The 25,625-nt window shown below is 62.9% G+C and carries 26 protein-coding genes; 14 read left to right on the top strand and 12 right to left on the bottom strand.

Annotated features, from left to right (window positions below):
• Window positions 1–19: 19 nt before the first annotated feature.
• From AC07UR_RS12460 to AC07UR_RS12450, 3 genes are all read right to left on the bottom strand, one after another.
• A complete protein-coding gene (locus AC07UR_RS12460) occupies window positions 20–673 on the bottom strand; it encodes a CatB-related O-acetyltransferase (protein WP_209790718.1) in 654 nt (217 codons plus the stop codon).
• 205 nt (window positions 674–878) lie between these two features.
• A complete protein-coding gene (locus AC07UR_RS12455; RefSeq protein WP_173420592.1) occupies window positions 879–1,286 on the bottom strand; it encodes a VOC family protein in 408 nt (135 codons plus the stop codon).
• A 151-nt stretch (window positions 1,287–1,437) separates the two neighbouring features.
• On the bottom strand, window positions 1,438–2,367 hold the full coding sequence (locus AC07UR_RS12450) for a LysR family transcriptional regulator (protein WP_209790719.1): 930 nt from the start codon (window positions 2,365–2,367) through the stop codon (window positions 1,438–1,440).
• Window positions 2,368–2,476: 109 nt separating this feature from the next.
• On the opposite strand from AC07UR_RS12450, the gene AC07UR_RS12445 reads away from it, so the two are divergent.
• The 7 genes from AC07UR_RS12445 (at window position 2,477) to AC07UR_RS12415 (ending at window position 7,999) form a co-directional block, all read left to right on the top strand.
• Window positions 2,477–3,229: a 3-oxoacyl-ACP reductase family protein gene (locus AC07UR_RS12445; protein ID WP_209790720.1), complete on the top strand. Its 753-nt coding sequence runs from the start codon at window positions 2,477–2,479 to the stop codon at window positions 3,227–3,229.
• 127 nt (window positions 3,230–3,356) lie between these two features.
• A complete protein-coding gene (locus AC07UR_RS12440; protein ID WP_209790721.1) occupies window positions 3,357–3,956 on the top strand; it encodes an NADPH-dependent F420 reductase in 600 nt (199 codons plus the stop codon).
• A 235-nt stretch (window positions 3,957–4,191) separates the two neighbouring features.
• A complete protein-coding gene (locus AC07UR_RS12435) occupies window positions 4,192–4,578 on the top strand; it encodes a VOC family protein (protein ID WP_209790722.1) in 387 nt (128 codons plus the stop codon).
• Between the two features lie 247 nt (window positions 4,579–4,825).
• Window positions 4,826–5,701, top strand: a complete 876-nt coding sequence (gene panC, locus AC07UR_RS12430; protein ID WP_209790723.1) for a pantoate--beta-alanine ligase — start codon at window positions 4,826–4,828, stop codon at window positions 5,699–5,701.
• 2 nt (window positions 5,702–5,703) lie between these two features.
• Window positions 5,704–6,525 (top strand): 3-methyl-2-oxobutanoate hydroxymethyltransferase, encoded by an 822-nt coding sequence (panB, locus tag AC07UR_RS12425; RefSeq protein ID WP_173420586.1) that lies wholly within the window; start codon window positions 5,704–5,706, stop codon window positions 6,523–6,525.
• Window positions 6,526–6,961: 436 nt separating this feature from the next.
• Complete coding sequence (locus AC07UR_RS12420; RefSeq protein WP_209790724.1) at window positions 6,962–7,681, top strand: AzlC family ABC transporter permease; 720 nt, start codon at window positions 6,962–6,964, stop codon at window positions 7,679–7,681.
• Between the two features lie 3 nt (window positions 7,682–7,684).
• Window positions 7,685–7,999 carry an AzlD family protein gene (locus tag AC07UR_RS12415; protein WP_077500059.1) on the top strand — a complete coding sequence of 105 codons (315 nt, stop codon included), beginning with the start codon at window positions 7,685–7,687 and terminating at the stop codon, window positions 7,997–7,999.
• Between the two features lie 84 nt (window positions 8,000–8,083).
• On the opposite strand, the gene AC07UR_RS12410 is transcribed toward AC07UR_RS12415, so the two are convergent.
• The 4 genes from AC07UR_RS12410 to AC07UR_RS12395 form a co-directional block, all read right to left on the bottom strand.
• Window positions 8,084–9,919 (bottom strand): aminopeptidase P family protein, encoded by a 1,836-nt coding sequence (locus AC07UR_RS12410; protein ID WP_209790725.1) that lies wholly within the window; start codon window positions 9,917–9,919, stop codon window positions 8,084–8,086.
• Between the two features lie 761 nt (window positions 9,920–10,680).
• Complete coding sequence (locus AC07UR_RS12405) at window positions 10,681–11,556, bottom strand: 50S ribosomal protein L11 methyltransferase (RefSeq protein ID WP_173420583.1); 876 nt, start codon at window positions 11,554–11,556, stop codon at window positions 10,681–10,683.
• A 155-nt stretch (window positions 11,557–11,711) separates the two neighbouring features.
• A complete protein-coding gene (locus tag AC07UR_RS12400; RefSeq protein WP_173420582.1) occupies window positions 11,712–12,311 on the bottom strand; it encodes an SCO family protein in 600 nt (199 codons plus the stop codon).
• Between the two features lie 175 nt (window positions 12,312–12,486).
• Window positions 12,487–12,645, bottom strand: a complete 159-nt coding sequence (locus AC07UR_RS12395) for a hypothetical protein (RefSeq protein WP_173420581.1) — start codon at window positions 12,643–12,645, stop codon at window positions 12,487–12,489.
• A gap of 243 nt (window positions 12,646–12,888) precedes the next feature.
• Between AC07UR_RS12395 and AC07UR_RS12390 the strand changes: the two genes are divergently transcribed.
• From AC07UR_RS12390 to AC07UR_RS12380, 3 genes are all read left to right on the top strand, one after another.
• Window positions 12,889–15,006: a methyl-accepting chemotaxis protein gene (locus tag AC07UR_RS12390; protein ID WP_234941862.1), complete on the top strand. Its 2,118-nt coding sequence runs from the start codon at window positions 12,889–12,891 to the stop codon at window positions 15,004–15,006.
• A 2-nt stretch (window positions 15,007–15,008) separates the two neighbouring features.
• Complete coding sequence (locus AC07UR_RS12385; protein ID WP_018326507.1) at window positions 15,009–15,473, top strand: chemotaxis protein CheW; 465 nt, start codon at window positions 15,009–15,011, stop codon at window positions 15,471–15,473.
• Window positions 15,474–15,867: 394 nt separating this feature from the next.
• Entirely contained in the window at window positions 15,868–16,170 is a 303-nt protein-coding gene (locus AC07UR_RS12380; protein ID WP_173420579.1) for a hypothetical protein, read from the top strand.
• Between the two features lie 118 nt (window positions 16,171–16,288).
• Here the strand turns inward: AC07UR_RS12380 and AC07UR_RS12375 are convergent, their stop codons facing one another.
• Both AC07UR_RS12375 and AC07UR_RS12370 read right to left on the bottom strand, forming a co-directional pair.
• Window positions 16,289–16,783, bottom strand: coding sequence for a CreA family protein (locus tag AC07UR_RS12375; RefSeq protein WP_209790727.1), 495 nt, complete (start codon window positions 16,781–16,783; stop codon window positions 16,289–16,291).
• 107 nt (window positions 16,784–16,890) lie between these two features.
• On the bottom strand, window positions 16,891–18,135 hold the full coding sequence (locus tag AC07UR_RS12370; protein ID WP_209790728.1) for a GGDEF domain-containing protein: 1,245 nt from the start codon (window positions 18,133–18,135) through the stop codon (window positions 16,891–16,893).
• A 247-nt stretch (window positions 18,136–18,382) separates the two neighbouring features.
• Between AC07UR_RS12370 and AC07UR_RS12365 the strand changes: the two genes are divergently transcribed.
• The 4 genes from AC07UR_RS12365 (at window position 18,383) to AC07UR_RS12350 (ending at window position 21,086) form a co-directional block, all read left to right on the top strand.
• On the top strand, window positions 18,383–19,057 hold the full coding sequence (locus AC07UR_RS12365; RefSeq protein ID WP_209790729.1) for a phosphoribosyltransferase: 675 nt from the start codon (window positions 18,383–18,385) through the stop codon (window positions 19,055–19,057).
• 130 nt (window positions 19,058–19,187) lie between these two features.
• Window positions 19,188–19,847, top strand: a complete 660-nt coding sequence (locus AC07UR_RS12360) for a cysteine hydrolase family protein (RefSeq protein ID WP_209790730.1) — start codon at window positions 19,188–19,190, stop codon at window positions 19,845–19,847.
• A gap of 292 nt (window positions 19,848–20,139) precedes the next feature.
• Window positions 20,140–20,601, top strand: a complete 462-nt coding sequence (locus AC07UR_RS12355; protein ID WP_209790731.1) for a GNAT family N-acetyltransferase — start codon at window positions 20,140–20,142, stop codon at window positions 20,599–20,601.
• A 38-nt stretch (window positions 20,602–20,639) separates the two neighbouring features.
• Complete coding sequence (locus tag AC07UR_RS12350) at window positions 20,640–21,086, top strand: DUF488 domain-containing protein (RefSeq protein ID WP_234941863.1); 447 nt, start codon at window positions 20,640–20,642, stop codon at window positions 21,084–21,086.
• Window positions 21,087–21,398: 312 nt separating this feature from the next.
• On the opposite strand, the gene AC07UR_RS12345 is transcribed toward AC07UR_RS12350, so the two are convergent.
• From AC07UR_RS12345 to AC07UR_RS12335, 3 genes are all read right to left on the bottom strand, one after another.
• Window positions 21,399–21,956, bottom strand: a complete 558-nt coding sequence (locus AC07UR_RS12345; RefSeq protein WP_209790732.1) for a hypothetical protein — start codon at window positions 21,954–21,956, stop codon at window positions 21,399–21,401.
• A gap of 3 nt (window positions 21,957–21,959) precedes the next feature.
• The gene (locus AC07UR_RS12340) at window positions 21,960–23,021 is read right to left on the bottom strand and encodes a Tle-like phospholipase domain-containing protein (protein WP_209790733.1); all 1,062 of its coding nucleotides are present in this window, start codon (window positions 23,019–23,021) and stop codon (window positions 21,960–21,962) included.
• 71 nt (window positions 23,022–23,092) lie between these two features.
• Window positions 23,093–25,540, bottom strand: coding sequence for an ATP-dependent helicase (locus AC07UR_RS12335; protein ID WP_209790883.1), 2,448 nt, complete (start codon window positions 25,538–25,540; stop codon window positions 23,093–23,095).
• Window positions 25,541–25,625 lie beyond the last annotated feature (85 nt).

Here is a 25,625-nt window from a genome sequence, read left to right as displayed (position 1 = left end):
CGACCGGCAGGCGTCGTGGTTACGCCTGCTCTCGATCGTAGGCTTCTGATGCGGCTTTCAGCGCGGAAATGTCGTCGGCGCAGATAAAGCGCCGTAGCGCTTCGAATTTCGCCCTCTCCCATTGGTAGATGCCGAGACCGAGCACCGTCTCGACGTCGGTTTCGGAAAAGCGCTGGCGCACCGGCCGGGCCGGATTGCCGGCAACAATGGTATAGGGCGCCACATCCTTGGTGACGATTGCGCCGGATGCGATGACGGCACCTTCGCCCAGCGTGACGCCCGGCATGATCATGGCACGCATGCCGATCCAGGCGCCATCGCCGATGACGGTGTCGCCCTTGCCGATATAGGCTTCGCCGATGACGTCGAGGAAGGGATAGAGGCTCACCCAATCGGTCCGGTGGGTGTGGTTGCCGCCCATCAGGATCACGGCCTCGGCCCCGATCGCGACGTAGTCGCCGATGCGCAACTGGTCGATCGGCCATTGCGGCTCCCAGGCCTTCAGGCTGTAGTCGTCGCCATAGAGGTAGCGAACGACGCTCTCTTCGAAAGAGCCCGTCCAGGCGTTGCTATAGTAGCTGTTGGTGCCGCGCACGTGGATGTTCGGGTTGCGCACGGTCTCGTGCAAAAGCTCGACCTTGGACCAATGCTTGGCTTCGACAGTCGTGGACATGGGGCTTCCTCTTTCTACATGCTTGCAAGCGGTGGCTATCATTCGCTTGCCATTCGTATCCGCTCCCCAACTATCGGATTTCCGGTGCAACTTCTTCCAGAAATGGCCGCCGAGCGACGGCTTCGGCCGGTGCTGCGGCCATTCGATCACACAAAAACGCCCGCCGCTGAAAGCGGCGGGCGCAAGGCAGGGGCATCGCGTCAGATCAGGAGGCCTGCTGCTGGGCTGCCATATCCATCCACATGTATTCCCAGACGTGGCCATCCAGATCCTGGAAACTGATGCCGTACATGAAGCCGTAATCGATGGCCGGCTTCCAGGGCTTGGCGCCGGCGGCGAGCGCCTTGGCGAGCAGGTCGTCGCATTCGGCACGGCTTGAAGCTGACAGCGCCGTGATGACTTCCGTGCCCTTTGACGTGTCGCTGATCTCGCCGGTGATGAAATTGCGGAACTTCGGTTCGGTCAAAAGCATGACGAAGATATTGTCCGAGATCACCGTGCAGGCGGCCGTGTCGTCGGAGAACTGCTCGTTGAAGGTATAGCCGAGTGCCGCGAAAAAGCTCCGCGACGCCTTCAGGTCCTTGACGGGCAGGTTCACAAAAATCATGCGCATGGAATGCTCCTCATAAGGGATTTTCTTGGTTGGACATTACTAGGACGAACGGCTGGACACGCAGCCGACAGCCGGTCAGACATTTTTTTGAGGAATGCGATGTGTCCGTGCTGAGGTGGTGCGCAATCAGCGGTTTTCAAGAATTCCTGGCTCACCCAAGGCTGCCGGCAAAGCGCTCGGCGAGGCGGTGGCGTTTGAAATGCTCGGCGATGAAGTCGACGAAGACACGGGTCTTTGCCGGCAACAGCGTCCGGCTGCCGTAGTAGATCGAGATCGGGCCTGCATCGGCATACCATTTGGGAACGAGCCGCACGAGGGCGCCGCTTTCGAGGTGGCCGAGCACATCGGGAACGGCGATCAGGGTCACGCCGAGGCCGATGAGGGCCGCCCGGCACATGGCGGTCGGGTCGTTGACGACGAGGGTTTCGCGCGGCGTGGCGCTCATTTCATCGCCGCTCACGTTGCGCATCGTCCAGTGGCGGATGCGTCCGGTGCCGCTGGCACGCATGACGATGCCATCAAGGTCGGCGAGCCCCGAAGGGTCCAGCGGAAAAGGATGTTTCTTCAGGTAGGCGGGCGAGGCGACCGCGATGATGTGCGCCGGTGCGATCGGCCGCGCGATGATGCCGGGCGAAAGCTCGAAGCCGCCGCCGATCGCCGCGTCGAAACCTTCGGCTACCAGATCCACCTGCCGGTTATCGAATTGCCAGTCGAGGCGGACAGCCGGATATCTCTCCAGGAACGCCGGCACCAGCGGCAGGATGTGATCGATGCCGAAGGTAGGGCTGAGGCTGACCTTGAGCAGGCCCGCGGGTGCGCCGCCTTCGGCCGACATGCCAGCGATCGCGTTTTGCAGGCCCTCGAGATTGTCACGGATGGAAGCGAGGAAGCGCTCGCCTTCCTCGGTCAACGTCAACTTACGCGTCGATCGATGAAACAGGCGAACGCCTAGGTTCCGCTCCAGCATCGCGACGTTGCGGCTGACCGCCGCCGGCGTCAGCGCCAATTTTCGCGCCGCGCCGGAAAAGCCGCCGAGTTCGGCGCTGCGCACGAAGGATTCGAGATTGGCAAGGGTTTCCATGGTCGAATACTCAAGCAATCGTTGAAGATGATGAAAGCGATTGCCAGCTTATGCTGGCGGAATGAAATGGCAATATCCACTCCATCGAAACACTGAAGGAGTTGATGTCATGACCGAGAATAGAAAGACGCTGGAAGGCAAGGTGGCGTTGGTGACGGGAGGTTCGCGCTCGATCGGCGCCGCCGTCGCAAAGCGCCTCGCAACCGACGGTGCGGCCGTCGCCATCACCTATCACGGTTCGCCGGAAAAGGCGGCCGCGGTGGTCTCGGAGATCGAGGCTGCGGGCGGCCATGCGCTTGCCATCAGGGCGGATGCCGGCGATGCCGGTGCGGTGCGCGCCGCTGTCAACGAGGTGGCAAAGACGCTCGGAGGCGTCGATATCCTCGTCAACAACGCCGGCATTGCGCTGGGCGGTCCGATCGACGAGATCAGCGACGCCGATTACAACCGCATGATCGCCGTCAACGTCACCGGCGTCTTCGTCGCCACGCCGGAGGCCGTGCGCCGGATGAAGCCGGGTGGCCGCGTCATTCATATCGGCTCGTCGATGGTGCGTTACGCCGCCTTTCCAACCGCCTCGCTCTACACGCTGACCAAGGGTGCGGTCGCCGGCTTCAACCGCAGCCTGGTGCGCGATCTCGGCCCTCGCGGCATCACCGTCAACACGGTGCATCCGGGGCCGACCGATACCGACATGAACCCGGACGGCGGACCCGTCTCCAAGATCGTCGGTCCCGGCATGGCGATCGGGCGCTATGGCAAGCCGGAGGAGATCGCCAGCGTCGTCTCTTATCTGGCAAGCCCGGAGGCTGCCTTCGTCACCGGCGCCGACATCGTTGCCGACGGCGGCTTTACCGCCTGACCGGTCCACGTCGATGAGAAACGGGTGTGCCGGTCGGCGCCCCGTCAACACTCCTCAACCCTGATCAGCGTCGCCGCAGCCCCAAGAAATCGGCTGCTACCAGCGGCGCGTACCAAGGAGAATGTCCATGTCCATCGGTATTATCGGATCCGGCAATATCGGGTCGGCCTTCGCCCGGGCGCTCGCCAAAGCGTCGATCCCTGCAACCATCGCCAACAGCCGCGGGCCGGAAAGCCTGAAGGCGCTGACAGATGAACTTTCGCCCTTCATCACCGCCGGCACGCGGGAGGAAGCGGCAAGCGCCGACATCGTGCTCGTTGCCGTCAACTGGTCGAAATTGCCGAAGGCACTTGCCGGCCTGCCAGCCTGGAACGGTCGCATCGCCATCGACGCCAACAACCCGATCGAGGCGCCGCTGTTCAAGCCGGCCGAGCTTGACGGCCGATTGTCGAGCGAGATCTTCGCCGACCTCGTCCCCCGCGCCCGCGTCGTCAAGGCCTTCAACCATCTGCTGGCACAGCTCCTCTCGGGTGATCCGGAGGCAGAAGGCGGCAGCCGCGTGCTGTTTTTCTCCGGTGACGACCAGAGCGCAAAGGCCGACGTTGCCCGACTGATCGACCGGCTCGGCTTCTTCGGCATCGATCTCGGGTCGCTTGCGGTCGGGGCCAAGCTCGCGCAGTTTCCCGGTGGGCCGCTACCGGCGCTCAACCTCGTCAAGTTCGGCTAGGGGGCCCCGGAGCCGATCTCTGCCCAATCCCGCGGGTGTGTCGCGCCGATTTTTTCGGCGCGACACACTGAACTTTGCCGGCTTTGCCGCCCTTCGGACCAACGGTTTCCGGCAGGGCGCTTATCATTTGCACCGCGAATGTTTCTGACCGATGTTCCGTAGTCTCCAGACCCTGCTGAGGGGTGCTGCGAGACAGGAGGAACCGGGCCGCGGGCCTTTGACATGAGGAAACATCATGCGCTTGAACCAAGTGACGGTGACGATGCCCGATCTCGATGCCGGGTGGGTATTCTACCGGAAACTCGGCCTGGAGCCGATCGTCGATGCAAGGCCGCATTATGTGCGCTTCGTCTGCCCTGACGGAGGCAGTTCATTTTCGCTGCATCAGGGCGAGGCGACGGCGGGTGGGACCACCGTCTATTTCGAGTGCGATGATCTGGATCTGACCGTCAGCCGGCTGATCGAGGCCGGCATCCTGTTTGCCAGCAGCCCTGCTGACAAAAGCTGGCTCTGGCGGGAAGCCGAAGTTTTTGATCCCGCCGGCAACCGTATTGTGCTCTATTTCGCCGGAACCAACAGGCTCGATCCACCTTGGCGGGTGCCAGCGTCTCCGGCTCAGTGAGCCTCAGCGTGCCAAGGGGGCGCAAGTTCATCGGACCGATACCGCACTTTTGCGTCTGGCCGGTGCGACGTCGATGACCGGGTTGTTCCCATTCGCAGCGGCACCATTTCCGTTTGTCTTTTTGCGCTGCACAAGATAGAGGTTTGCAGCCAAATTTTGTGCAATTGCCTTTTCGCGGAGCGGGCCAAGCGCCATATGCCGCGGGGCGGGGCGCGATCGGCGCCTTCGCGGATTGGAGGGTCCGGATTTGAAGACCATCACCACCATTGCCGAGCTGCGCGCAGCCCTTTCCGAGCACCGCCGTGCAGGCCGAACGGTCGGGCTCGTGCCGACCATGGGCTATCTTCATGTCGGCCATATGGAACTTGTGCGACGCGCGCGTGAAGACAACGATGTCGTGGTTGCCAGCATCTTCGTCAATCCGCTGCAGTTCGGCCCCAACGAAGATCTCAGCAAGTATCCGCGTGATCTCGCACGCGACCAGGCGATGCTGGAGCAGGGCGGCGTCGACTTCCTGTTTTCGCCTGACGTGTCCGACATGTATCCGCGCCCGATGGAAACGGTCGTCGACGTGCCGAAGCTCGGTTCCGAGCTCGAAGGCTCGGTGCGTCCTGGCCACTTTGCCGGCGTTTCCACCGTCGTCACCAAGCTGTTCAACATCGTTCAGCCGGATCGAGCCTATTTCGGCGAGAAGGATTTCCAGCAGCTGCAGATCATTCGCCGCATGGTCGAAGATCTCGCTCAGCCGGTTTCCGTCGTCGGCGTTCCGACGGTGCGCGAGGCCGACGGACTCGCCTGTTCGTCGCGCAATGTCTATCTGACGGCAGAAGAACGCCGGGCGGCGGCCATCGTGCCGAAGGCGCTTGCCGAGGCCGAACGGCTGGTGGCGTCCGGCATCACCGACGCTGCCGAGGTGGAAAAGGCGGTTACCGCATTTCTCTCGACCGAGCCGCTCGCACGGCCCGAAGTCGTGGCGCTGCGCGACCCCGACACGCTCGAAACCATTCACGAGGTCGGCAAAAAGCCGGTCCTCCTGTTGCTCTTCGTCCGCTTCGGCACGACGAAGCTGCTCGATAACCGCGTGATTGCGTCCAAATCCGCACGTTTTGCAAAGGTTGCCTGAGAATGAGCGTACAGTCCTCGAAACGCCGCCTGAGCCCCGCCAGCATCGAAGCGCTGAAGGGCGAACGCCCGATCGTCAGCCTGACGGCCTATACGACGCCGATCGCCCGGCTGCTCGATCCGCATGTCGATTTCCTGCTGGTCGGCGATTCGCTCGGCATGGTGCTCTACGGTCTCGACACCACCGTCGGCGTCACGCTCGACATGATGATCGCCCATGGCCAGGCGGTCATGCGCGGTTCGGAGCGCTCCTGCATCGTCATCGACCTGCCGTTCGGCTCCTATCAGGAATCCAAGGAACAGGCCTTCCGCAGTGCCGCCCGCATCCTGAAGGAAACCGGCTGTAGCGCGGTGAAGCTCGAAGGTGGCGCCGAGATGGCCGAGACCGTCGATTTCCTCGTCAGCCGCGGCATTCCGGTCCTCGGTCATGTCGGGTTGATGCCGCAGCTCGTCAACACCACCGGCGGCTATCGCTCGGTCGGCCGCAACGAGAAGGAAGTGGCGAAGATCCGCCGCGACGCCAAGGCGATCGATGATGCCGGTGCGTTTGCGATCGTCGTTGAAGGCACGGTCGAGCCGGTTGCCCGTGAAATCACCGGCGAGTTGCGTTCGCCGACGATCGGCATCGGCGCGTCGCCGGCCTGTGATGGCCAGATCCTCGTCTCCGACGACATGCTCGGCCTGTTCAACGACTTCAAGCCGCGCTTCGTCAAGCATTTCGCCGAGCTGGCTCCGGCGATTTCCAAGGCGGCCGAGGAATATGCGGCGGAGGTGAAGGCGCGCAGCTTCCCGGGCATCGAACATACGTTCCAGGTCAAGCGCTAAGGCGTTCCGCCTTCACGCGACTTTGCCCGTGCCGAATGAAAGCACGGCGCTTGTGACAAGGGGGTAGGTCGATGCGGCCTGCGCCCCATCCACCGGGGTGATCCCGGATGGGCCTCAGGCTGACCTCATGTTGACCTGACGGTTTTCGGGACATGGGATGTCGGCGGCAACGAAACGCCAGCGTTTGCCGGCCTCATGCGCATTTCGTTCAAGCCTGCAGCCGCCAGGCATCATAAAATTCAATCATTGTATAAGCGCAATTGAATTGTTGGGCAGGGGCGAAGCGCCTATCTGTCCGGCACAGGACGATGGCCGTGAGCACCAAGGTGCGCGACGGCCGTTGCACCAAGTTTGAAATGCTGCATGTGGCCTGGATCGATCTCGATCGAAGGCAGCATGCCGCGGGCGCCGAGACAAGGCGCCGCGGGAGGAACCCATGAGAAAAGACGAATTCTGGGAGGGCGTGCGCGGCGGCTTTCCGATCATGCTGGCGGCTTCGCCGTTCGGCGCGCTGTTCGGCGCGCTTGCGGTCGACAACGGCTTTACCATCGCCGATACCGTGTTCATGAGCGCGACGGTTTATGCCGGCGCGAGCCAGATGGTCGGCATCGAGCTGTTCGGCAACCATGTCCAGCCCTGGCTGGTGGTGCTTTCGGTGTTCGCGGTCAACTTCCGCCACGTGCTCTATTCCGCCTCGATCGCCAAATACATCCGACATTTCACGCCGATCCAGAAATTCTTCGCCTTCTTCCTGCTGGTCGATCCGCAATATGCCGAGACCGAGAAGCGCGGCGAACGCGGCCTGCCGGTGACCTTCCCCTGGTATCTCGGCTTCGGCCTGGTGATCTATTTCCCCTGGATCTTCAACACGCTGCTGGGCGCGATCTTCGGCCAGATGATCGGCGACCCCAAGGCGATTGGCCTCGACGTGCTCTTGCCGATCTATTTCCTTGGCCTCGTCATGGGCTTTCGCAAGCGCGACCGCTTCCTGCCGATCGTTGCCGTTTCGGCCGTCGCATCCGTTGCCGGCATGCATTTCGTCGGCTCGCCCTGGCATGTCAGCATCGGGGCGCTGGCGGGTGTGCTGCTCGCTGCCTGCCTGCCGCCGGTCGAGTCTGTGGCTGCACCGCCCGTCGCCATCGAGAAGGAGGCCTGAGCCATGGATCCGCAGCACCTCAACCTTATCTATCTCATCATCGCGGCGGCCGTTGCCACCTTCGTCACCCGCATCGGCGGCTATGTGCTCATCACCCAGATGAAGCAGATCCCGCCGCGGCTGGAGGCGGCGCTGAATGCCGTGCCGGCCGCAGTCTTGACGACGCTGGTCGCGCCCGCCTTCGTCTATGGCGGCTTCGACGTGGCGGTCTCGATGTTCGTCGCCTTCGCCATTGCGCTCGGGCTCAACCTGTCCACCCTGCGCATGCTGGTCATCGGCTGGGTGGTGGTGATGCTGCTGCGCCACCTGGTGCTGTAGGCGAGCAGTCGCGCATCCAAAACGAAAACGCCGCGGTTCTGATGAACCGCGGCGTTTTCGTTTTGTCTCTGATCGTATTCCGGCTTAGCGGCTCAGCGCCTCGGTTGCTGCCTTCAACCAGTTGCGGGTCTCGTCGCTGACCAACAATGGCATCAGCTTTTCGCGCGTCTCGGCATGGTAGGCGTTGAACCAGGCGAGTTCCTCGTCGGTCAAAAGCGCCGGCAGCACCAGGCGGCGGTCGATCGGGCAATAGGTGATCGTATCGAAGCCGAGCATGGGCAAGTCGCCGCCCGCGATCTCTTCGGCCGGCTGGACCACGATCAGGTTTTCGATGCGGATACCGAAGGCGCCGGGGCGGTAGTAGCCCGGCTCGTTCGAAAGGATCATGCCGGCCAGCAGCTCCTGGGTGGAAAGCCGGGCGATGCGCTGTGGGCCCTCATGCACCGAGAGATAGGAGCCGACGCCGTGGCCGGTGCCGTGGGCGTAATCAGCACCCGCCTTCCAGAGCGCGATGCGGGCCAAGGGGTCGAGGTCGACGCCGCGCGTGCCCTTGGGGAAACGCGCCGTGCTGATGGCGATCATGCCCTTGAGCACCAGGGTGAAGAAGCGCTTCTGCTCTTCCGGCACCGCGCCGATCGCGACCGTGCGGGTGATGTCGGTGGTGCCGTTGATGTATTGCGCGCCGGAATCGATCAGGAACATGGTTCCGGCCTCGATGGCGCGGTCGGTGTCGGTCGTCACGCGATAGTGCATGATCGCCGCATGCGAACCGGCGCCGGAGATGGTGTCGAAGGAAATGTCTTTCAGCGGGTTCTGCATGCGCTCGCCGACAGTGGCGCGGGCGGCTTCCAGCTGGTTGGCGGCGCCGATTTCGGTGACCGTGCCGGGTTCGGCCCTGTCGAGCCAGGCGAGGAACTCGACCATGGCAGCGCCGTCCTGCAGATGCGCGCGGGTGGAACCCTCGATCTCGGCCTTGTTCTTCTGGGCGCGGGGCAGGCGGGCGGGATCGACGGCTTCGACTACCTTGCCGCCGTTGCCGCGGATCAACTCGGAAATGGCAAACGAAGCGAGGTCCGGGTCGAGCATCACGGCGGCGCCTGCAGCACCGAGCGCCTTCAGGCGGTCGTCGAAGGTCGAGGGTGCGGCGATCTCGGCGATCTGGGTGAGATAAGCTTCCTGCTCGATGCCGGTCTTGCGCTTATCGAGGAAGATCTCGGCGCGGCCGTCGGCATGGATGATGGCGCGGGCGAGGGGATGCGGCGTGTGCGGTACATCGGTGCCGCGGATGTTGAAGGTCCAGGCGACGGACGAGGGGTCGGTCAAGACGACGGCGGTGGCGCCGGCCTTGCCGAGGCCGGCCGCGATGATCGCGATCTTGTCCTTGGCCAGTTCACCGGCCTGTTCGATCGGCTGGATGGAGACGCGGCCAAGGGGCGCGGCCGGGCGTCCTGTCCAGATGCGGTCGAGCGGGTTGTGATCGAGGAAGACCAGCGAGCCGCCGAGCGTGGCAAGGGCCTTTTCCAAGCGGCGCACTTCAGCACCGGTGTGCAGCCACGGGTCGATGCCGAGCCTGAAGCCCTTGGTGCCGTTGTTTTCCAGCCAGAGATGCGGCGGTTCGCCGATGAGGTCGCCGCCGGTAAAGACCTGCCCGTCGACCTGCTCTTTCAATTGGGTGACGTAACGTCCATCGACGAACACGACGGCCTGACTCTGCGTGATCAATGCGATACCGGCCGAACCGGTAAAGCCGGTCAGCCAGGAAAGCCGCTCGGACGAGGCCGGCACATACTCGCCCTGGAACTCGTCGGCACGCGGCACGAGAAAGCCGTCGATGCCGAGGCTCGCGAAGGACGCGCGCAACGCTTCTATGCGCTCCTTGCCGAACTGCGGCGTGGAGGTGACTTCAAAGGACTGAAACATGAGGGATTTCCGGTAAATTGGGCGGAGAACCGCGGGAAAGATGCGCGATCTTAGCGGAAACGACCCTTATGAGGAAAGAGGCGACTTCCTGCCGGGCAAGTGTGCCGCATGGCGTGCACAGATTTGAAGGGCAATTGCTCATTTACCATACATATGCGCTTTGTGCATGGCTCCTATGCCAAGAAGCCGCTTTCTCTATCGGAATAATAGTTTATAAGCCGCCTCAACGAACACGGACGAACATCCGGTGGTTCAAAAGCCTGCAGTTCCGAGAATAGTTGATCATTCTGTTCTCCTCCTCCCTCAAGGGTGGTCAATTTCGGAACAGTAGACGCCCGCTCGAGCGCTCCTCCTCCTCAGGCTCGCGGGCATGGTCGGTCTCAAGCCGACCAGCAGGCGATGCCCCTGGCATCGCCTTTGTTTCGAAGGGCCGCCCGTCATGATGGACGTGGCGGCCTTTTCGTTTTTCCCGAGTTTTGGTTATGTGTCCGCGAAGTGTGTCAGGCGCGACGGCTGCGTTGGTGCCGCTTGTTCGTTCGAACGTCCGTGCGACGCCGGCTCTCATTGTGGTCTGCGGCCGCCCCTCACCCTAGCCCTCTCCCCGCAGGCGGGGCGAGGGGACGTGCCCCATGGCGGCCGTTGCGAATTCGAGCTTGATCTTTGGGTGGGGCGTTGCGGCAGGTCCCTTCGCCCCGCTTGCGGGGAGAAGGTGCCGGCAGGCGGATGAGGGGTAGCCTCGACGTCGCCAGCAAAAGCCGAAATTACTTCTCCAGGTGGATCGTGACCCAGCCGTTGCGCCAGATGGTGCGCACGTGGCGCAGGTGCTGGCCGTTGTAGTGGGCAAGCACTTTCCAGCGCTGTTCAGCGAGAATACCCGAGAGGATCACCGAGCCGCCGGGCGCGAGGTTGGCGGTCAGCTGCGGCGCCATCTTCATCAGCGGGCGGGCGAGGATGTTGGCGATGATCAGGTCGAACGGGCCGTTGCCGCTGAAGGCGGTCGAGTGAAAGCCGGGGGCGGTCGCAAAGGTCATGCCCGTGACGACACCGTTGCGCCGCGCGTTTTCCTCGGCGACGCGGGTTGCGATCGGGTCGATGTCGGTGGCAAGCACCGGCACGTGCAGGAGCTTCCAGGCGGCGATCGCGAGCACGCCGCTGCCGGTGCCAAGGTCGAGCACATTGCGCACCGTGCGGGTGCGCGCGACCGTCGCCAGCACCTCGAGGCAGCCCGCGGTGGTGCCGTGGTGGCCGGTGCCGAAGGCCTGGCCTGCCTCGATCTCGATGGCGATTTCGCCTGTGCGGACCTTGTCGCGATCATGGGAGCCGTGCACGACGAAGCGGCCGGCACGCACCGGTGCCAACCCCTCGAGCGACTTGGCGATCCAGTCGATATCCGGCAGCACTTCGCGCGTGATCGCGAGATGGGCAAAGCCATCGGCCAGCGCCTCGGTCAGGCGCTCGTTCACGCCTTCCTCATCAACCCTCATCATGTAGATCGAGGCTTCCCACACATCACGCTTTTCGTCGACTTCCGTCGTGCCGATGGCAAAATCCTCTTCGCCGAAAACCTCGCTCAAGCGGTCGAGCACGGCTTCCGCCTGCTTCTCGGTGGTGGTGACGAAAAGTCTGATCTCGCTCAAGGCTCTGTCCTTCGGCTGACACTGCATAATCTTCGCGCGCCCGTTCTGGCGCGCGGCGCTGCAAGCCCCCGCCGCTAGCATGAATGCCGGGCAAACGCAAAGCGCCGGGCGATGCCGGCGCTTGCAAAATCATTCAATTGAGGCTGGAGCCGTCCTCAGCCCTTGGCGAGGTTCTCGAGCTTCTTGATCGCCGTCTCGGGGTTCTCCTCATAGGCGATGGTGCCGGAGAATTTGCCGTCGGCGTCAAGCAGGAACACGGACGCCGTATGGTCCATGGTGTAGTCTCCGTTAGGCTGCTTCTCGTCGAGCGGCACCTTCTTGGCGTAGACGCGGTAGCCCTTGACCATGTCCAGGACCTTTTCGGCCGGGCCGGAAATGCCGGTGATGCGCTTGGAGACGTTGGACACGTACTGGCCGAGAATGTCAGGCGTGTCGCGCTCGGGGTCGACGGTGATGAAATAGGCCTGCAGCTTGTTGCCTTCCGGATCGACCTTTTCCAGCCAGCCGTTCAGCTCGAACAACGTGGTCGGGCAAACCTCCGGGCAATGGGTGAAGCCGAAGAACAGCGCTGTCGGTTTGCCGGTGAAGGCCTTTTCGGTGATCTCCTTGCCGTCCTGCGCCACCAGTGTGAAGGGCACGCCGAAGGGGCCGGAGGCGGCCTGCTGCTTCGACTGGGTCATCTCGTAGGTCAGCCAGCCGAGAACGCCGGCCATGACGACGACAGCGGCCCAAAGGGCGATGCGAATGGTTTTCATGCGTGCTACCGATTTGTTGGGGCCTGAGCCGGCCATATCAGGTTGATCGGCTTTTGATACCGTCTCCATCGCGGCCGCGCAAATGGGAGAATTGCCGCAGGCAAGTTGACGCATTTCCAGACGAAAACCGCTTCGGACTTTTCCTGGAAATGCTCAGGCGGTCGGCTTCATCAGGTCACAGGCACCAGGCAAGGCCGGATTGGGCAAGCGCCAGGAACATGTCGGCGCCGTTCGCCATCCAGCCGCGGAATGCAAGAACCGACACGACGGCGAGCGTCATCGCGACAGCTGCAAGCAGCGGGAGCCGGATCGATCTCTGCGGTTTCGTGTTCATGGCCCCATCATAGCATCTGAAACTGCGCGGGGAAGGGGTGGTGAACCGCGCTTGTCCCCAGACTTGCGTGCCCGTCTTAGCGAATGCTTAAGGTCTGTTTGCCAGTGTTTCGACAACGCGGGTGAAGTGCTTCACCTCTACATGACATGACGTCATCCGGTTTGATCGAGCCCGGCTTTCCGCATCGATTTTAACGGAGGACTTCGCCTGGCTTTGGGCAGGTCCGTGACCATGGACTGCTCTATGACCGCAACGTCTGCTCCTTTCAAGAAGAACCTCTCCGTCAGCCAGCGGCTCGCAACGCTTGCCGGTGCCGCCTTCGTCGGCTTCGGCTCGGTGCTTGGCGTCGGCTGGTACGAAGACATGCGCTCGAACGAGGCGCTGAACGGCGCGATCACCGCGCAACGTGGCCTGACCACTGTCGATGAGATGCGGCTCGCCACCACCAACCTCGTCCTCAACGCCATGGATACGATCGTCGACCGCGACGAAGGCGTCGTGCATCCGGAACGTGCCGCCGGCATTGCGACCACGCTCGGTCTGTTGGAGGCGAGCAAGGCCGATATCAAGACGCTGGCGACTTTGCTTGGCCGTGCCGACGCGCTCTCCACCTTCGACGCGGATCTGGCAGAACTTCGACAGGCGATCGGTGTCGACCTGAAGGCGCTGGTCGAAGGCAAGGCCTCGACGGAAGAATTCGGCAAGATCGACGACGCGATCGATGGCGCCGGCGAACGGCTGGGCGCTGCACTGGCACAGCTCTCTGAGGCTGCAACCCAGCTGGTTCAGACGCGGGTCGACGAAGCGCGCGCCGTTTCGGCCGATGCGCTTCTGCTCCAGACAGCCGCCGGCCTGCTCGCCATGGCGACCTTGCTTGGCCTGCTCTGGTTCCACGGCTCAACGCTTCGCCGCGGTATCCTCGGGCTTCGCGACAGCATGCAGCGCATCCAGAAGGGCGAGCTCGGCTCCAAGGTCGAAGCGCTCGATCGCGGTGACGAGATCGGCGTCATGGCCCGCTCGGTCGATCTTTTCCGCGTGTCGGCCATCGAAAAACAATCGCTCGAGCAGAATGCGGCGGCCAGCCGCCGCGAGATCGAGAAGGAGCGCGAGCAGCAGCAGGGCGAGCGCGACGAAGCGGTGCGCCGCATCCAGGCGGCGGTCGACAGCCTCGGCCTGGCGCTGACGCAGCTTGCGGATGGCGATCTGGCCGTGACGATCGACCGGCCCTTCGACGGCAATCTCGACACGCTGCGCCGCAACTTCAACCAGACGGTCGAGCGCCTGCGCGACGTGCTCTTCAACGTCAAGGAAAACGCGCTTTCGATCGAATCGAACGGTCGCCAGATGCGCAGCGCCGCCGACGACCTGGCGCGCCGCACCGAAAAACAGGCAGCCTCGCTGGAGCAGACCTCCGCAGCCCTCGACGAGATCACGGTGACCGTGCGCACGGCGACACAGCGCGCCGAAGAGGCGAGCCGCATGGTCGACGACACCCGCACCAATGCGCAGGAATCCGGCCGGATCGTCGGCGAGGCGATCGACGCCATGGCCCGCATCGAGGATGCGTCGAAAGAGATCGGCAAGATCATCAATGTCATCGACGAGATCGCCTTCCAGACCAATCTGCTGGCGCTGAACGCCGGCGTCGAGGCGGCGCGGGCAGGGGAAGCCGGCAAGGGCTTTGCCGTGGTGGCACAGGAAGTGCGCGAACTGGCGCAGCGCGCCGCCGGTGCCGCGAAGGATATCAAGACACTCGTCAGCCGCTCCGGCAACGAGGTCGGCACCGGTGTCCGGCTGGTGCAGGCGACGGGTGAAGCGCTCGGCCGCATCGGCGTCGATGTCGCCCGCATCAACGAACACATGAGCTCCATCGTCATGGCGGCGCGCGAGCAGTCGACCGGGCTCAACGAAATCAGCACGGCCGTCGGCCAGCTCGACCAGATGACCCAGCAGAACGCCGCGATGGTCGAGCAGACGAACGCCTCCAGCCACACGCTGGCGCAGGACGCGGAAAAGCTGACGCAGCTCGTCGGCCAGTTCCACGAAGGCCGCGCCGCTCACGCTTCGATGCGCTCCAGCGCGCCTTCGCAGGCGACCTCCGGCGTGAAGCCGGCAACACCTCCTCCTGTCCAGACGAAGACGACAGCGTCGCCGGCATCGACGCCGGTATCTGCAAGGCTGGTGCCCAGGGGCACCGACAGGGCCGTGCCTCTGCGCAACCTTGCCTCGGCAAAATCGACCGCGCGTCCAGCTCCATCCCCCGCCAAGGCCCTCATGGGCAAGCTTGCGGGCGCATTCGGCAACCAACCGGGCTCCGTGCCATCGACTTCGGCCTCCGGTGAGAATTGGGAAGAATTCTGATCATGTCCAACGCAATCAAGCAGTCCGGCGCCTACCTCGAAATCGTTTCGTTCCATCTGGGCGACCAGGAGTTCTGCATCGACATCATGGCGATCCGCGAAATCCGCGGCTGGGCGCCGGTGACGCCGATGCCGCACACGCCGCCCTACGTGCTCGGTCTCATCAACCTGCGCGGCGCGGTGATCCCGGTCATCGACATGGCCTGCCGTCTCGGCATGAAGATGACCGAACCGTCGGAACGTTCGGCGATCATCGTCACCGATATCGCCGGCAAGCTGGTCGGCCTCTTGGTCGAGCAGGTGTCCGACATGATGACCATCAAGAGCGAAGACCTGCAGCCGGCACCGGAAATCATTCCGGAAGCGCAGCGCGCCTTCTGCCGCGGCATCGTGGCGCTCGAAAAGACCATGGTCTGCTTCCTCAATCTCGACACCGTGATTGCCGACGAGCTGGCCCAGGCGGCCTGATCGCAGTCAGTCGCGTCTTTCTGCGCCACGGCCCGGAGCATTGTTCCGGGCCGTTTTCGTTTATTTTTTCCGCGGAACCTTCGGCGACGGCGAGCGGTTTCCCTCGAAATAGCCGATCATTCCGGCGACATCGCTCGCGGCACTGCGCTTGCGCGCGCCGTTTCGGCTGCGAAAAATTCCACTCTTTCAGATGCTTGCTGACCCGACCCCGCGCCGGACGCGTTTGGCGTGCAAACCGGTCAAGTTACAGTCGCGTAATGTCCATCACGGTTGCACGAGATTATGTGAGCGAAACGTCAACTACATCAGAGGAACAAGTGGGTGTATGGTACGTTCTTGCTCGTACCCGAACGGAGGCCGGGTGGTGCAAGGACAACGACATAGGAGTTATGTCATGAAAACGTCTCTGAGAAACTCACTTGCTGTATTGGTTCTAACGACGGCGGTCGCCGGTATTGCAGCTCCGGCATTTGCCGACAGCTACTACCAGGGTATCGACGCCCATGCCATGAAGCCGCGCACGACAACGGCGCAGCCGAGGATGATGTATGACAACGGATCCGTTGATCGCATGTCGACCGGCAGCATTTACAGAACCGCTCCGCCGCGTGTCATCTACCAGCAGCCCAGTTTTGAAAGCTATCAAGGTGGCGACGGCGAATACTACCAGGGTATCGTCCCTCCTAACTCGTACTGAACATTGAAGACTTTCGGCCAGTTGTGGGGACTGGCCAGTGACAAAGCCCCCCGGAACGTGGTTCGGGGGGCTGTTTTTCAACCAATATCGTCTGAAGGGTTGGCAGCGGGACGCGCGATCAGGGCGCAGGCTTGCCTTCCTGCCAGTTGACGGTCTGTCCGTAGAGCGGGATCGTCGTGATCGACATCTTGGCCGAGCCGTCGGTCAGTTCGCGCGAATGGGCGAGGTAGATCAGCGTGTCGTTCTTGCGGTCGTAGATCCGGGTGACGAGCAGGTCTTTCCAGATCAGCGACAGGCCGGAGCGGAAGACTTCCTCGCCTTCCTTTGACAACTCGATGTCGCCGATCTCGATCGGGCCCGTCTGGCGGCAGGCGATCGAGTTGTTGGAAGGGTCCTCAAACCAGTTGCCGTTCTTCAGCCGATCGATGACGCCGCGATCGAAATAGGTGACGTGGCAGGTGACGCCCTTGACCTTGGGGTCGCTGACCGCGTCGACGATGATGTCGTTGCCGAGCCAGTCGACCCCGACTTCGCCGACGGTTTCGGCGTGGGCGAGGGTCGTCACGAGGGCGGCAAGGCCGGCAAGCATCGAGATGCGGAACGAACGGGACATGGATTTCCTCCGGTGGATTGCACCGTTCACATAGGTTCTGCCGCGGTCAATGCAAGATGAAACTGCATGGCGGCCCGGCGGTTCAGGCTTTGACAGGACAGGCTGGTTCAGCCGGTATCGCGCAGCAACTGCGGCGTGAGAGAATAGTCTTCGGCAGCACGAAGCTGGGCTGCGGCAGCGGCCAGCACGCGGGCGCTCGCATCCGGCTGCAGCCGGCCTGCGATGGTGCAGCGGTCGCGACCGTCTGCCTTGGAAGCGTAGAGCGCCATGTCGGCCCGGACCATCACGTCGGTCATGGTATCGCCGGTGCTCGCACTGGCAATGCCGATGCTGACCGTCAATCGGATCGGTTGGCCAAAGCGGCCGACCGGCGTGTCGCGGACCGTGCGCCCGATCTCCTCGGCCAGGAGAAACGCTTCCCCTTCGGTATGATCGGACAGCACGATGCCGAACTCCTCGCCGCCGATGCGCCCGAAAGTGCCGCGCCCGGCAAGGCAAGCGGTGACGATACCGGCGAAGTGACCAAGTGCCGCATCGCCGGCAGCATGGCCGTAACGGTCGTTGATCTGCTTGAAGTAGTCGAGGTCCAGCAACAGGAATGCGGCCGGGCGCGTTCGGGCGAGGCACGATGCGAGCAGGCGCTCGCCGAGATCGGTGAAGGCGCGTCGCGACAGCGCTCCCGTCAGCTCGTCGCGGGCGATCGTGGACTTGAGATCGGCGATGACGCGATCATGCGCCATGAGGACGACGCCGAGATAAAGGATTGGCATATAGAGCAGCCACATGGACGCCAGCGCGAAATTCCAGGCGACCTCGGCGACCGGACCTGTCTGGTCGACGGTGGCAGCCGGCAAATGTGCAGCGATATGCAGAAGCGTTACACCGGCAACCGCACTGCCGATGACTATCGCTCGGCGTGCCGTCGGGTCGCTGGCGGTGCGCAATCTCAGGACGGAAATGGAGGCGATCACGAACACGGCAGCCGCTATGCCGAGCGCGATCAGCGCCCGAGTCGCGAAACTGTGCGAGCCTGATGCGGCCAGAACCGAAAGGGTGGCAGCCAAGGTCGTACCGAGCGACAGGATTGCCGGCCACCAGCTGGGCAGCGCGAAGAACGCCCGGAAGCCGGCGAGCACGAAAAGACAGGAGACGGCAAGGAACGCATAGCCGACGAGCGCCAGCGGCTGGAGCGACGGAAGCCCGGATACCATCACCAACGCCATGGCCACAGCCGTGGTTACACAGCCTGAAGCGAACTCCGCAGCCCCTGGCGTCGCGCCTTTCCGCAGCGACAGCAGAACCGGCAGCATCACCAAAAGGGAGATGATCGATAAGGCAGGAAGAAAGCTCATTTCGAAACGGCCTGTCGTGCTAAAATCGAGGAAGGCGGCTTGCGGCAAAGTCAGATATGCAGGGTCAATTGGTAGCTTTGGCGCCTTAATGAAATCCGGCGAAAATCGCTGCAATTTTAGCGATTGCCGTGATTGGAACGGTTGTCCACCGACGCCGCGTGACAACTGACGGACGGTGCGTTGTTTTGCCGGTTACGACCTTGCACGGGACGGTTCAAGCGGCCTTTTGCCGGCCGGGAGAGGCGATATGTTCACGGGACCGGTGTTCTTCGAAGACAGGGCCGATGCCGGCCGTCGGCTGGCGCTGGCGGTGGCAGCCTCCGTCCCGTCGGCTCCCCTGGTGATGGCGTTGCCGCGTGGCGGCGTGCCGGTTGCCTTCGAGATCGCCCTGCACCTCGACGCACCGCTTGAAGTGCTGATCGTGCGCAAGATCGGCGCGCCCGGACACCAGGAGTTCGGGCTTGGCGCCCTGGTCGACGGCGAGGAGGCGGAGCTGGTTCTGAACCGCGAGGCGGTGCGCCTCGTCCGGCCGGCACGCGGCTACATCGCCGCCGAAGCCGAACGACAACGTGCCGAAATCGCACGGCGGCGGGTGCTCTATCTCGGCGACCGCGAGCCACTGTCGCCAAAGGGGCGCAACGTGGTGCTCGTCGATGACGGCATCGCGACCGGCGGCACGATCCGCGCGGCGATCCAGGCGCTGCGCCGCGCCGATGTGCGCAGCCTGCTGCTGGCGGTTCCGGTCGCGCCGGCGAGCGCAATCGCAAGCCTGCGCCCGTCGGTCGAGGCCATCGTCTGTCTTTCGACGCCAGCCTTCTTCCGCGCCGTCGGTCTGCACTATCGCGACTTCGAGCAGACCTCGGATGCGGAAGTCATGGCCTTGCTCCGCAAGGCGAGGCACGGCGAAGGTGAGGGCGCTTGAGACGGTGGTGCCGCCGCCGTCCTCAGATCCGGACCGTATTGAAACCTTGCAACCGCCGCGCCACATTCCCAGTGCTTGATTGAAGCGTGGGGGACGGCCGCCTGAGGAGGTGGGCCGAAAGAGGGGAATGATGGTAGTTTCACGGGACATTGGGAAAACGCTTGCCGATTTTTGCCGGCCGGAGCGGATGGCGCTTGTCGTCTATGACATGCAGGTGGGGATCACCAACCAGGTCAAGAATGGTCCGGCGATCCTGGCCGAGGTGCTGAAGGTGCTGGAGGCGGCGCGCGCCGGCGGCTATCCCGTCATCTTCCTCAGGCACCTGTCGATGCCGAAGCCGCTGATGGGCGCGTTCCAGATGCGCCAGGCGATGGCCTGGCAGCGCACGGACGATCCGGATGCGGTCAGGCCCTGGTTCCTGCGCGGCGCGCCGGGCTTCGAGCTGGTGCCGGAACTGGCGCCACGCGAGGATGAGGCGATCCTCGACAAGATCACGTTTTCCGCCTTCGAGGGCACGCCGCTTGCCATCATCCTGCGCGATCTCGGGCTGACGTCGTTTGCCATCTGCGGCATTGCTACGGAAATCGGCATCGACCCGACGGTGCGTCATGGCGCCGATCTCGGGCTCGTGCCCATCGTCATCCGCGACGCCTGCGGCGCCGGGCATCACGAGGCTGGCGAACGGTCGATGGACAACATCGCCTTCATGGGCGACGCGATCCTGACCGGCGTCGACGAGATCATCGGGCAGATGGCAAGGGGGTCGTCAACGGGCCGGCGTGTCGCCTGACGGCCTCTGCCCGCAAAGACCGGTGTCCGGCATGAAGATGCGCTGTTAGCGGACCGGTTCCGGTCGGTCTGCCGCGCACGGTTCACTCAGGCTCGGTTCCGCCAATCCACCTATCGTGCTTGCCCAAGGCATGTCGCCACCTGATCGTTGAGACAGGCAGTTCGCGACAACATCAGTCGCGCCTAATGTTTTCAAATTGCAGGGGAAAAGTCAGTCTCAAAGATGCGCTGCGCGCACAATTCGCAGATGCTGTCGGGCAAAGGCCCGTGCTCAACCAAAAACAGGAACCGACATGACCGACGCACTTCGCATCCGCCCGATTGCCCGCGATGATTACGAGCAATGGCTGCCGCTCTGGGATGGCTATAACGCCTTCTATGGCCGCTCCGGCGCAACGGCGCTGGACCCGGCGATTACCGCGATGACCTGGTCGCGCTTCTTTGACGGCTATGAGCCGGTGCATGCGCTGGTGGCTGAAATTCATGGGCGGCTCGTTGGGCTCACCCATTATCTCTTTCACCGCAACACGACGGCGATCGGCCCGAACTGCTATCTCCAGGATCTGTTCACCAGCGAGGCTGCGCGCGGCAAGGGTGTCGGCGCAGCGCTGATCGAAGGCGTCTACGAGGCTGCTCGCCAGGCCGGATCGACGCGGGTTTACTGGCAGACGCACGAGACCAACGAGACGGCGATGAAGCTCTATGACAAGGTGGCGGAGAAGTCCGGCTTTCTCGTCTACCGCAAGATGGTCTAGGCTTCAGCCGGGCTGGGGTCGCGGACAGGGGGAGCGCGATGGACAACGTGCAGGTTTCGACGATCGGCTTCACGAAATCGTCGGCGGAGGATTTCTTCGATCGCCTGCAGAAGGCCGGCGTCAGGACGATTGTCGATGTCAGGCTGCACAACACCTCGCAGCTTGCTGGCTTTGCCAAGGCCGCTGATCTTGCCTTCTTCCTGAAGCGGATCGGCGGCATCGACTATGCGCACCAGCCGCTATTCGCGCCGACCGAGGCGATCATGAGGGCCTACAAGACCGACAAGGGTGACTGGAAGACCTTCTCGCGGGACTTTCTGGATTTGATGGCCGAGCGCAAGATCGAGCAGCAGGTAAAGCCTGAGGCACTACAGGGCGCCTGCCTGCTCTGCGCCGAGGACAAGCCGCACCGCTGCCACCGCACGCTCGTCTGCGAATACCTCAACGACCGCTGGGGCGGACGGCTCAGCGTCGAGCACCTTTAGGCCCGGAAAGCGCAATCGGTGATCTACTCGTGCCTTCTCGACGAACGCGTCGAGCACGGGTTTCCGGCCGTCCTTGTCGAAGTCGATCGTCAGCTTGTTGCCTTCGATCGCCGTGACACTTCAACACTGAGGCTGCGTCCTGCAAGGGCGTGGGCGCGGCGCTGATCGAAGGCGTCTACGAAGCCGCCCACGCGGCTGGCTCGCGGCGGGCTATCGGCAGACGCACGAGACCGATGAGACGGTGACGGCGCTCTACGACAAGGAGGGGGGAAATCGAGGTTCTTCGTCCATCGGAAGTTGGATTGAGGCCATTCAAGACGTGGAGCCGTGGTCTCGATGGTAGCTCGACACTAGGGCGTGCAACCTGTCCAAGTTGATTGCGAGATCATTTGTGTAGAGGTGAAGTGCCCTCGGTGTCGAAAGTAAACCGGTTGGGGCCATCGCTCTGTCCAGGTTCGGCGGGAGTGCGCCGGCGTAAATTTTCAACTCCAGCCACCTAGTGTGCATGGCGGAAATGACTTCCACGCGGGCGATGGTCGACCACGGAATGAAATCCGGCGCGATGCGTAAATCTCTGATGCCTGCGGGAGAAAGTGTAACCAAATGGCCCCGCAACGTCAAAGTTCGCCAAAGCACGATCAACATGGCGGCACAGCAGGTCACGCCGCCAAGAATGCTCAGGAGTTTCGCGAAAAAACTCTCGCTCTTGCCGAGCGCGTCTAACGCGAAGCTAAGACCATAGGCGGCGATGCAGGCAGACAGGAATAGCAGAACGATGGTCTTGGGCCAGGACCTGTCAACTTCGGTCGCGCTGGAAGTGTCGATGGCGAAGGTCGGGTGTACATGGTCATACTGGGAAGGTTTCATCATCCGTCAGTGGCCCGCGATCCATCGGCTGCAAACAGGGTCTCTTTCTCCGACCAAAGCCCGAGTGACCTTGTAAGCCGCGGGGGCGAAGTTGTCGCAATAGAGGATATACTGGCTGCTGTTCTGTTCGGTGAAATAACTGCGAGGGATATCGCAGGACTTCGAGCGTTCAACGTCGCACTCAATGGCGAGCCTTAGCAGCCCCGCCGCCATGCCGGTCATGCTGTGCTGGTCGATCCACTTCCAGTGGCCTTTCTCGATTGGATTGAGCCCGTAAGTCGCTCGGCGCTCGTCATTCACATTTCTGGATTGCGGCTGGAACGCGAACTTTCTCAGATTGGCGAGGACTTCGTTCTTCTCATATATCTCGATAACCGTGGACGGGCGATTGCGGCAAAGAAGGGTATTTTGCACGAAGGATGGATCGAAGGTCACCGCATCCGTGTTGTCGAAGCATCTTGCAAGGTGGATGGCCAAACCGCCGCCCAACGAATGCCCGGTGGCCACGTAGCGGACCGTCCTTCCCTCGAACAAGATTTTCGCTCGTTCCATGACTTGGGCAAACTTCTTGTCGATCAGCCGATATTGGTTGGGGAAGAGCGGCGAAAACCAGGAAAGATTCGTGTTCCAGTCGGCGATGGAGGTGAAGTCCGTTCCACGTATCGCGACAAGCACGGTGACACAGTCGCTCCCCTCCTTGAAATAGGTATCAAGCGAGAGCCCCGTCAACGTGTCTTGAAACCTGTGCGGGATTACGTCGCCGAAACCAAGGTTCAGCCGCTGCCACTCGGTGCGCCGGACTGTGTCTCGGTGGAGGAAGACATACTGATCCTCGTTGTCCGCATAGGTGTCGGCGCTGGCCGCCGCATAGAGCCCATATTTGGCCGCGACCCGGTCAGCGTTGAAATTCCAGGTCGCGTCCGGCCCATAGTGGTCGTCGACGAGCGTGACGCGGTCACGGGAACACCCCGAGACCGTCGACTTCGGCGCAGCACTAGCGGGTGAAAAATCAATCAAACCTATCGCTGCGAACACCGCGGCGAGAACCACGAAAAAAACGACCCTCATTCCGTCTTCCCCCACTGATCCCCTCGACCAGATCAGCAGAAAAATCAGGGGAGGTCAATTTAGGGTTGAGCTTACACCTTCTCCACAAACCCATCCAGCACGCGCTTCTGCCCGGCCTTGTCGAAGTCGATCGTCAGCTTGTTGCCTTCGATTGCCGAAATGTTGCCGTTGCCGAACTTCATGTGGAAGACGCGGTCGCCGACGGTGAAGCGCGAGGGTTCGGTGCTGGTCGATTTTGCCACCAGTTCGCCGTCGATGGTGCGGCTGCGCGGGCCGCTTTCGCCGTAGCCGATGCGCTCGACAGCGTGGCCGGAGCGTGAGCCCCAGTTGTCGCGCGTCGCATCCGAACGGTTCTGCTGGGCGCGCTTCCAACCGGGGGTCGAGTAGTTGTTCTGGAACGGGTCGGCCTTGTCGAAGCGCGACTGGCCGTAGCCGCCGCGGCCGTACCCGCCATAGGATTGCTCGCTCTCGGCGACGTCGACATGGGTGATCGGCAGTTCGTCGAGGAAGCGTGAGGGCAGGGTGGATTGCCACAGGCCATGGATGCGGCGGTTGGAGACGAACCAGATGTGGCAGCGGTGCTTTGCCCGGGTGATGCCGACATAGGCAAGGCGCCGTTCTTCCTCGAGGCCGGAGCGGCCGCCTTCGTCCAGCGCGCGCTGGTGCGGAAACAGGCCTTCCTCCCAGCCGGGCAGGAATACGGTGTCGAATTCCAGCCCCTTGGCCGAATGCAGCGTCATGATCGAGACGGCATCGAGGTTTTCGTTCTGCTCGGCGTCCATCACCAGCGAGACGTGTTCGAGGAAGCCACGCAGGCTCTCGAAGGCTTCCATCGAGCGGATGAGTTCCTTCAGGTTTTCGAGCCGCCCCGGCGCTTCGGCCGATTTGTCGTTCTGCCACATCGCAGTATAGCCGCTCTCGTCGAGGATCTGCTCGGCAAGTTCGGTATGAGGGGTGGTTTCGAGCAGGCCCTGCCAGCGGCGGAAATCGGCAACGACGTCGAACAGGCCTTTTCGGGCCTTCGGCTTCAGCTCGTCCGTCCCGATGATATCGGTCGCAGCCGCCAGCATCGGGATGTCGCGGGCGCGGGCATAGTCATGCAGCGTGCGGACGGTGGTGTCGCCAAGGCCGCGCTTCGGCGTGTTGACGATGCGTTCGAAGGCGAGATCGTCGGCCGGCTGGCAGACGAGCCGGAAATAGGCCATGGCGTCGCGGATCTCGAGCCGCTCATAAAAGCGCGGGCCGCCGATGACGCGGTAGTTGAGGCCGAGCGTGACGAAGCGATCTTCGAACTCGCGCATCTGGAACGAGGCGCGCACCAGGATCGCCATGTCGTTGAGCTTGTGGCTCTTGCGCTGCAGCTGCTCGATTTCCTCGCCGACGGCGCGGGCTTCCTCTTCGGAATCCCAGGCCGCGTGCACCTGCACCTTCTCGTCATCCGGGTCGGTGCGTTCGGTGAACAGCGTCTTGCCGAGCCGCCCCTCGTTATGGGCGATCAGATGGGCGGCAGCGCCGAGAATATGCTCGGTCGAGCGGTAGTTGCGCTCGAGTTTGATCACCTTGGCGCCCGGGAAATCCTTCTCGAAGCGCAGGATATTGTCCACTTCCGCGCCGCGCCAGCCATAGATCGACTGGTCGTCGTCGCCGACGCAGCAGACGTTCTGCGGCACGCCCTTGGGGCGCTGCGCCAGGAGCCGCAGCCACATGTACTGTGCGGTGTTGGTGTCCTGATACTCGTCGACGAGGATGTAGCGGAACTTGTCGTGATACTCCTTCAGCACATCCGGATTGCTGCGGAACATGCGGATCGGGTGCAGCAGCAGGTCTCCGAAGTCGCAGGCGTTCAGGGTGCGCAGGCGGTTCTGGTAAGCGGCGTAAAGCTCGCGGCCCTTGCCGTTGGCAAAGGCGCGAGCATCGCCCTCGGGGATCTGCGCGGGGTCGAGCCCCTTGTTCTTCCAGCCGTCGATCATGCCGGCGAACTGCTTGGCCGGCCAGCGCTTGTCGTCGAGACCCTCGGCCTGGATGATCTGCTTGATCAACCGGATGACGTCGTCGGTGTCTAGAATGGTGAAATCGGAGCGCAGGCCCACGAGCTCGGCGTGGCGGCGCAGAAGCTTGACGCCGATCGAGTGGAAGGTGCCGAGCCAGGGCATGCCCTCGACCGCATGGCCGACGAGCACGCCGATGCGTTCCTTCATCTCGCGCGCAGCCTTGTTGGTGAAGGTCACCGACAGGATCTGCGAGGGGAAGGCGCGGCCGGTGGAGAGAATATGCGCGATGCGGGTGGTGAGCACACGGGTCTTGCCCGTGCCGGCGCCAGCGAGAACAAGCACCGGGCCGTCGAGCGATTCCACCGCTTCGGCCTGCTCCGGGTTGAGGCCGGAGAGATAATCCGGGCGCTGCTGCCGGTCGCGCGCTGCCATGGCGCGCGCGGCGATGCCGCCCGTTGCCGGCGGCTGCGGCTTACGCGGGGCCGGCTCTTCGTCGAAGAAGGGTATGTCGTCGAAACCACTCATCATGCGGCTCAATGTAGTGATTCGGAGGCGAAAGGCCAGAAAGGATGTTCTTCTTTTATTCCGTTTTCTGCGCCAGCCGCACCAAGCC

The organism is Ensifer sp. GW821-FHT05G01 (genome assembly GCF_059419585.1).
Note: the sequence above shows the minus strand (reverse complement) of the source record. Positions and strands in the feature narration are given on the sequence as shown.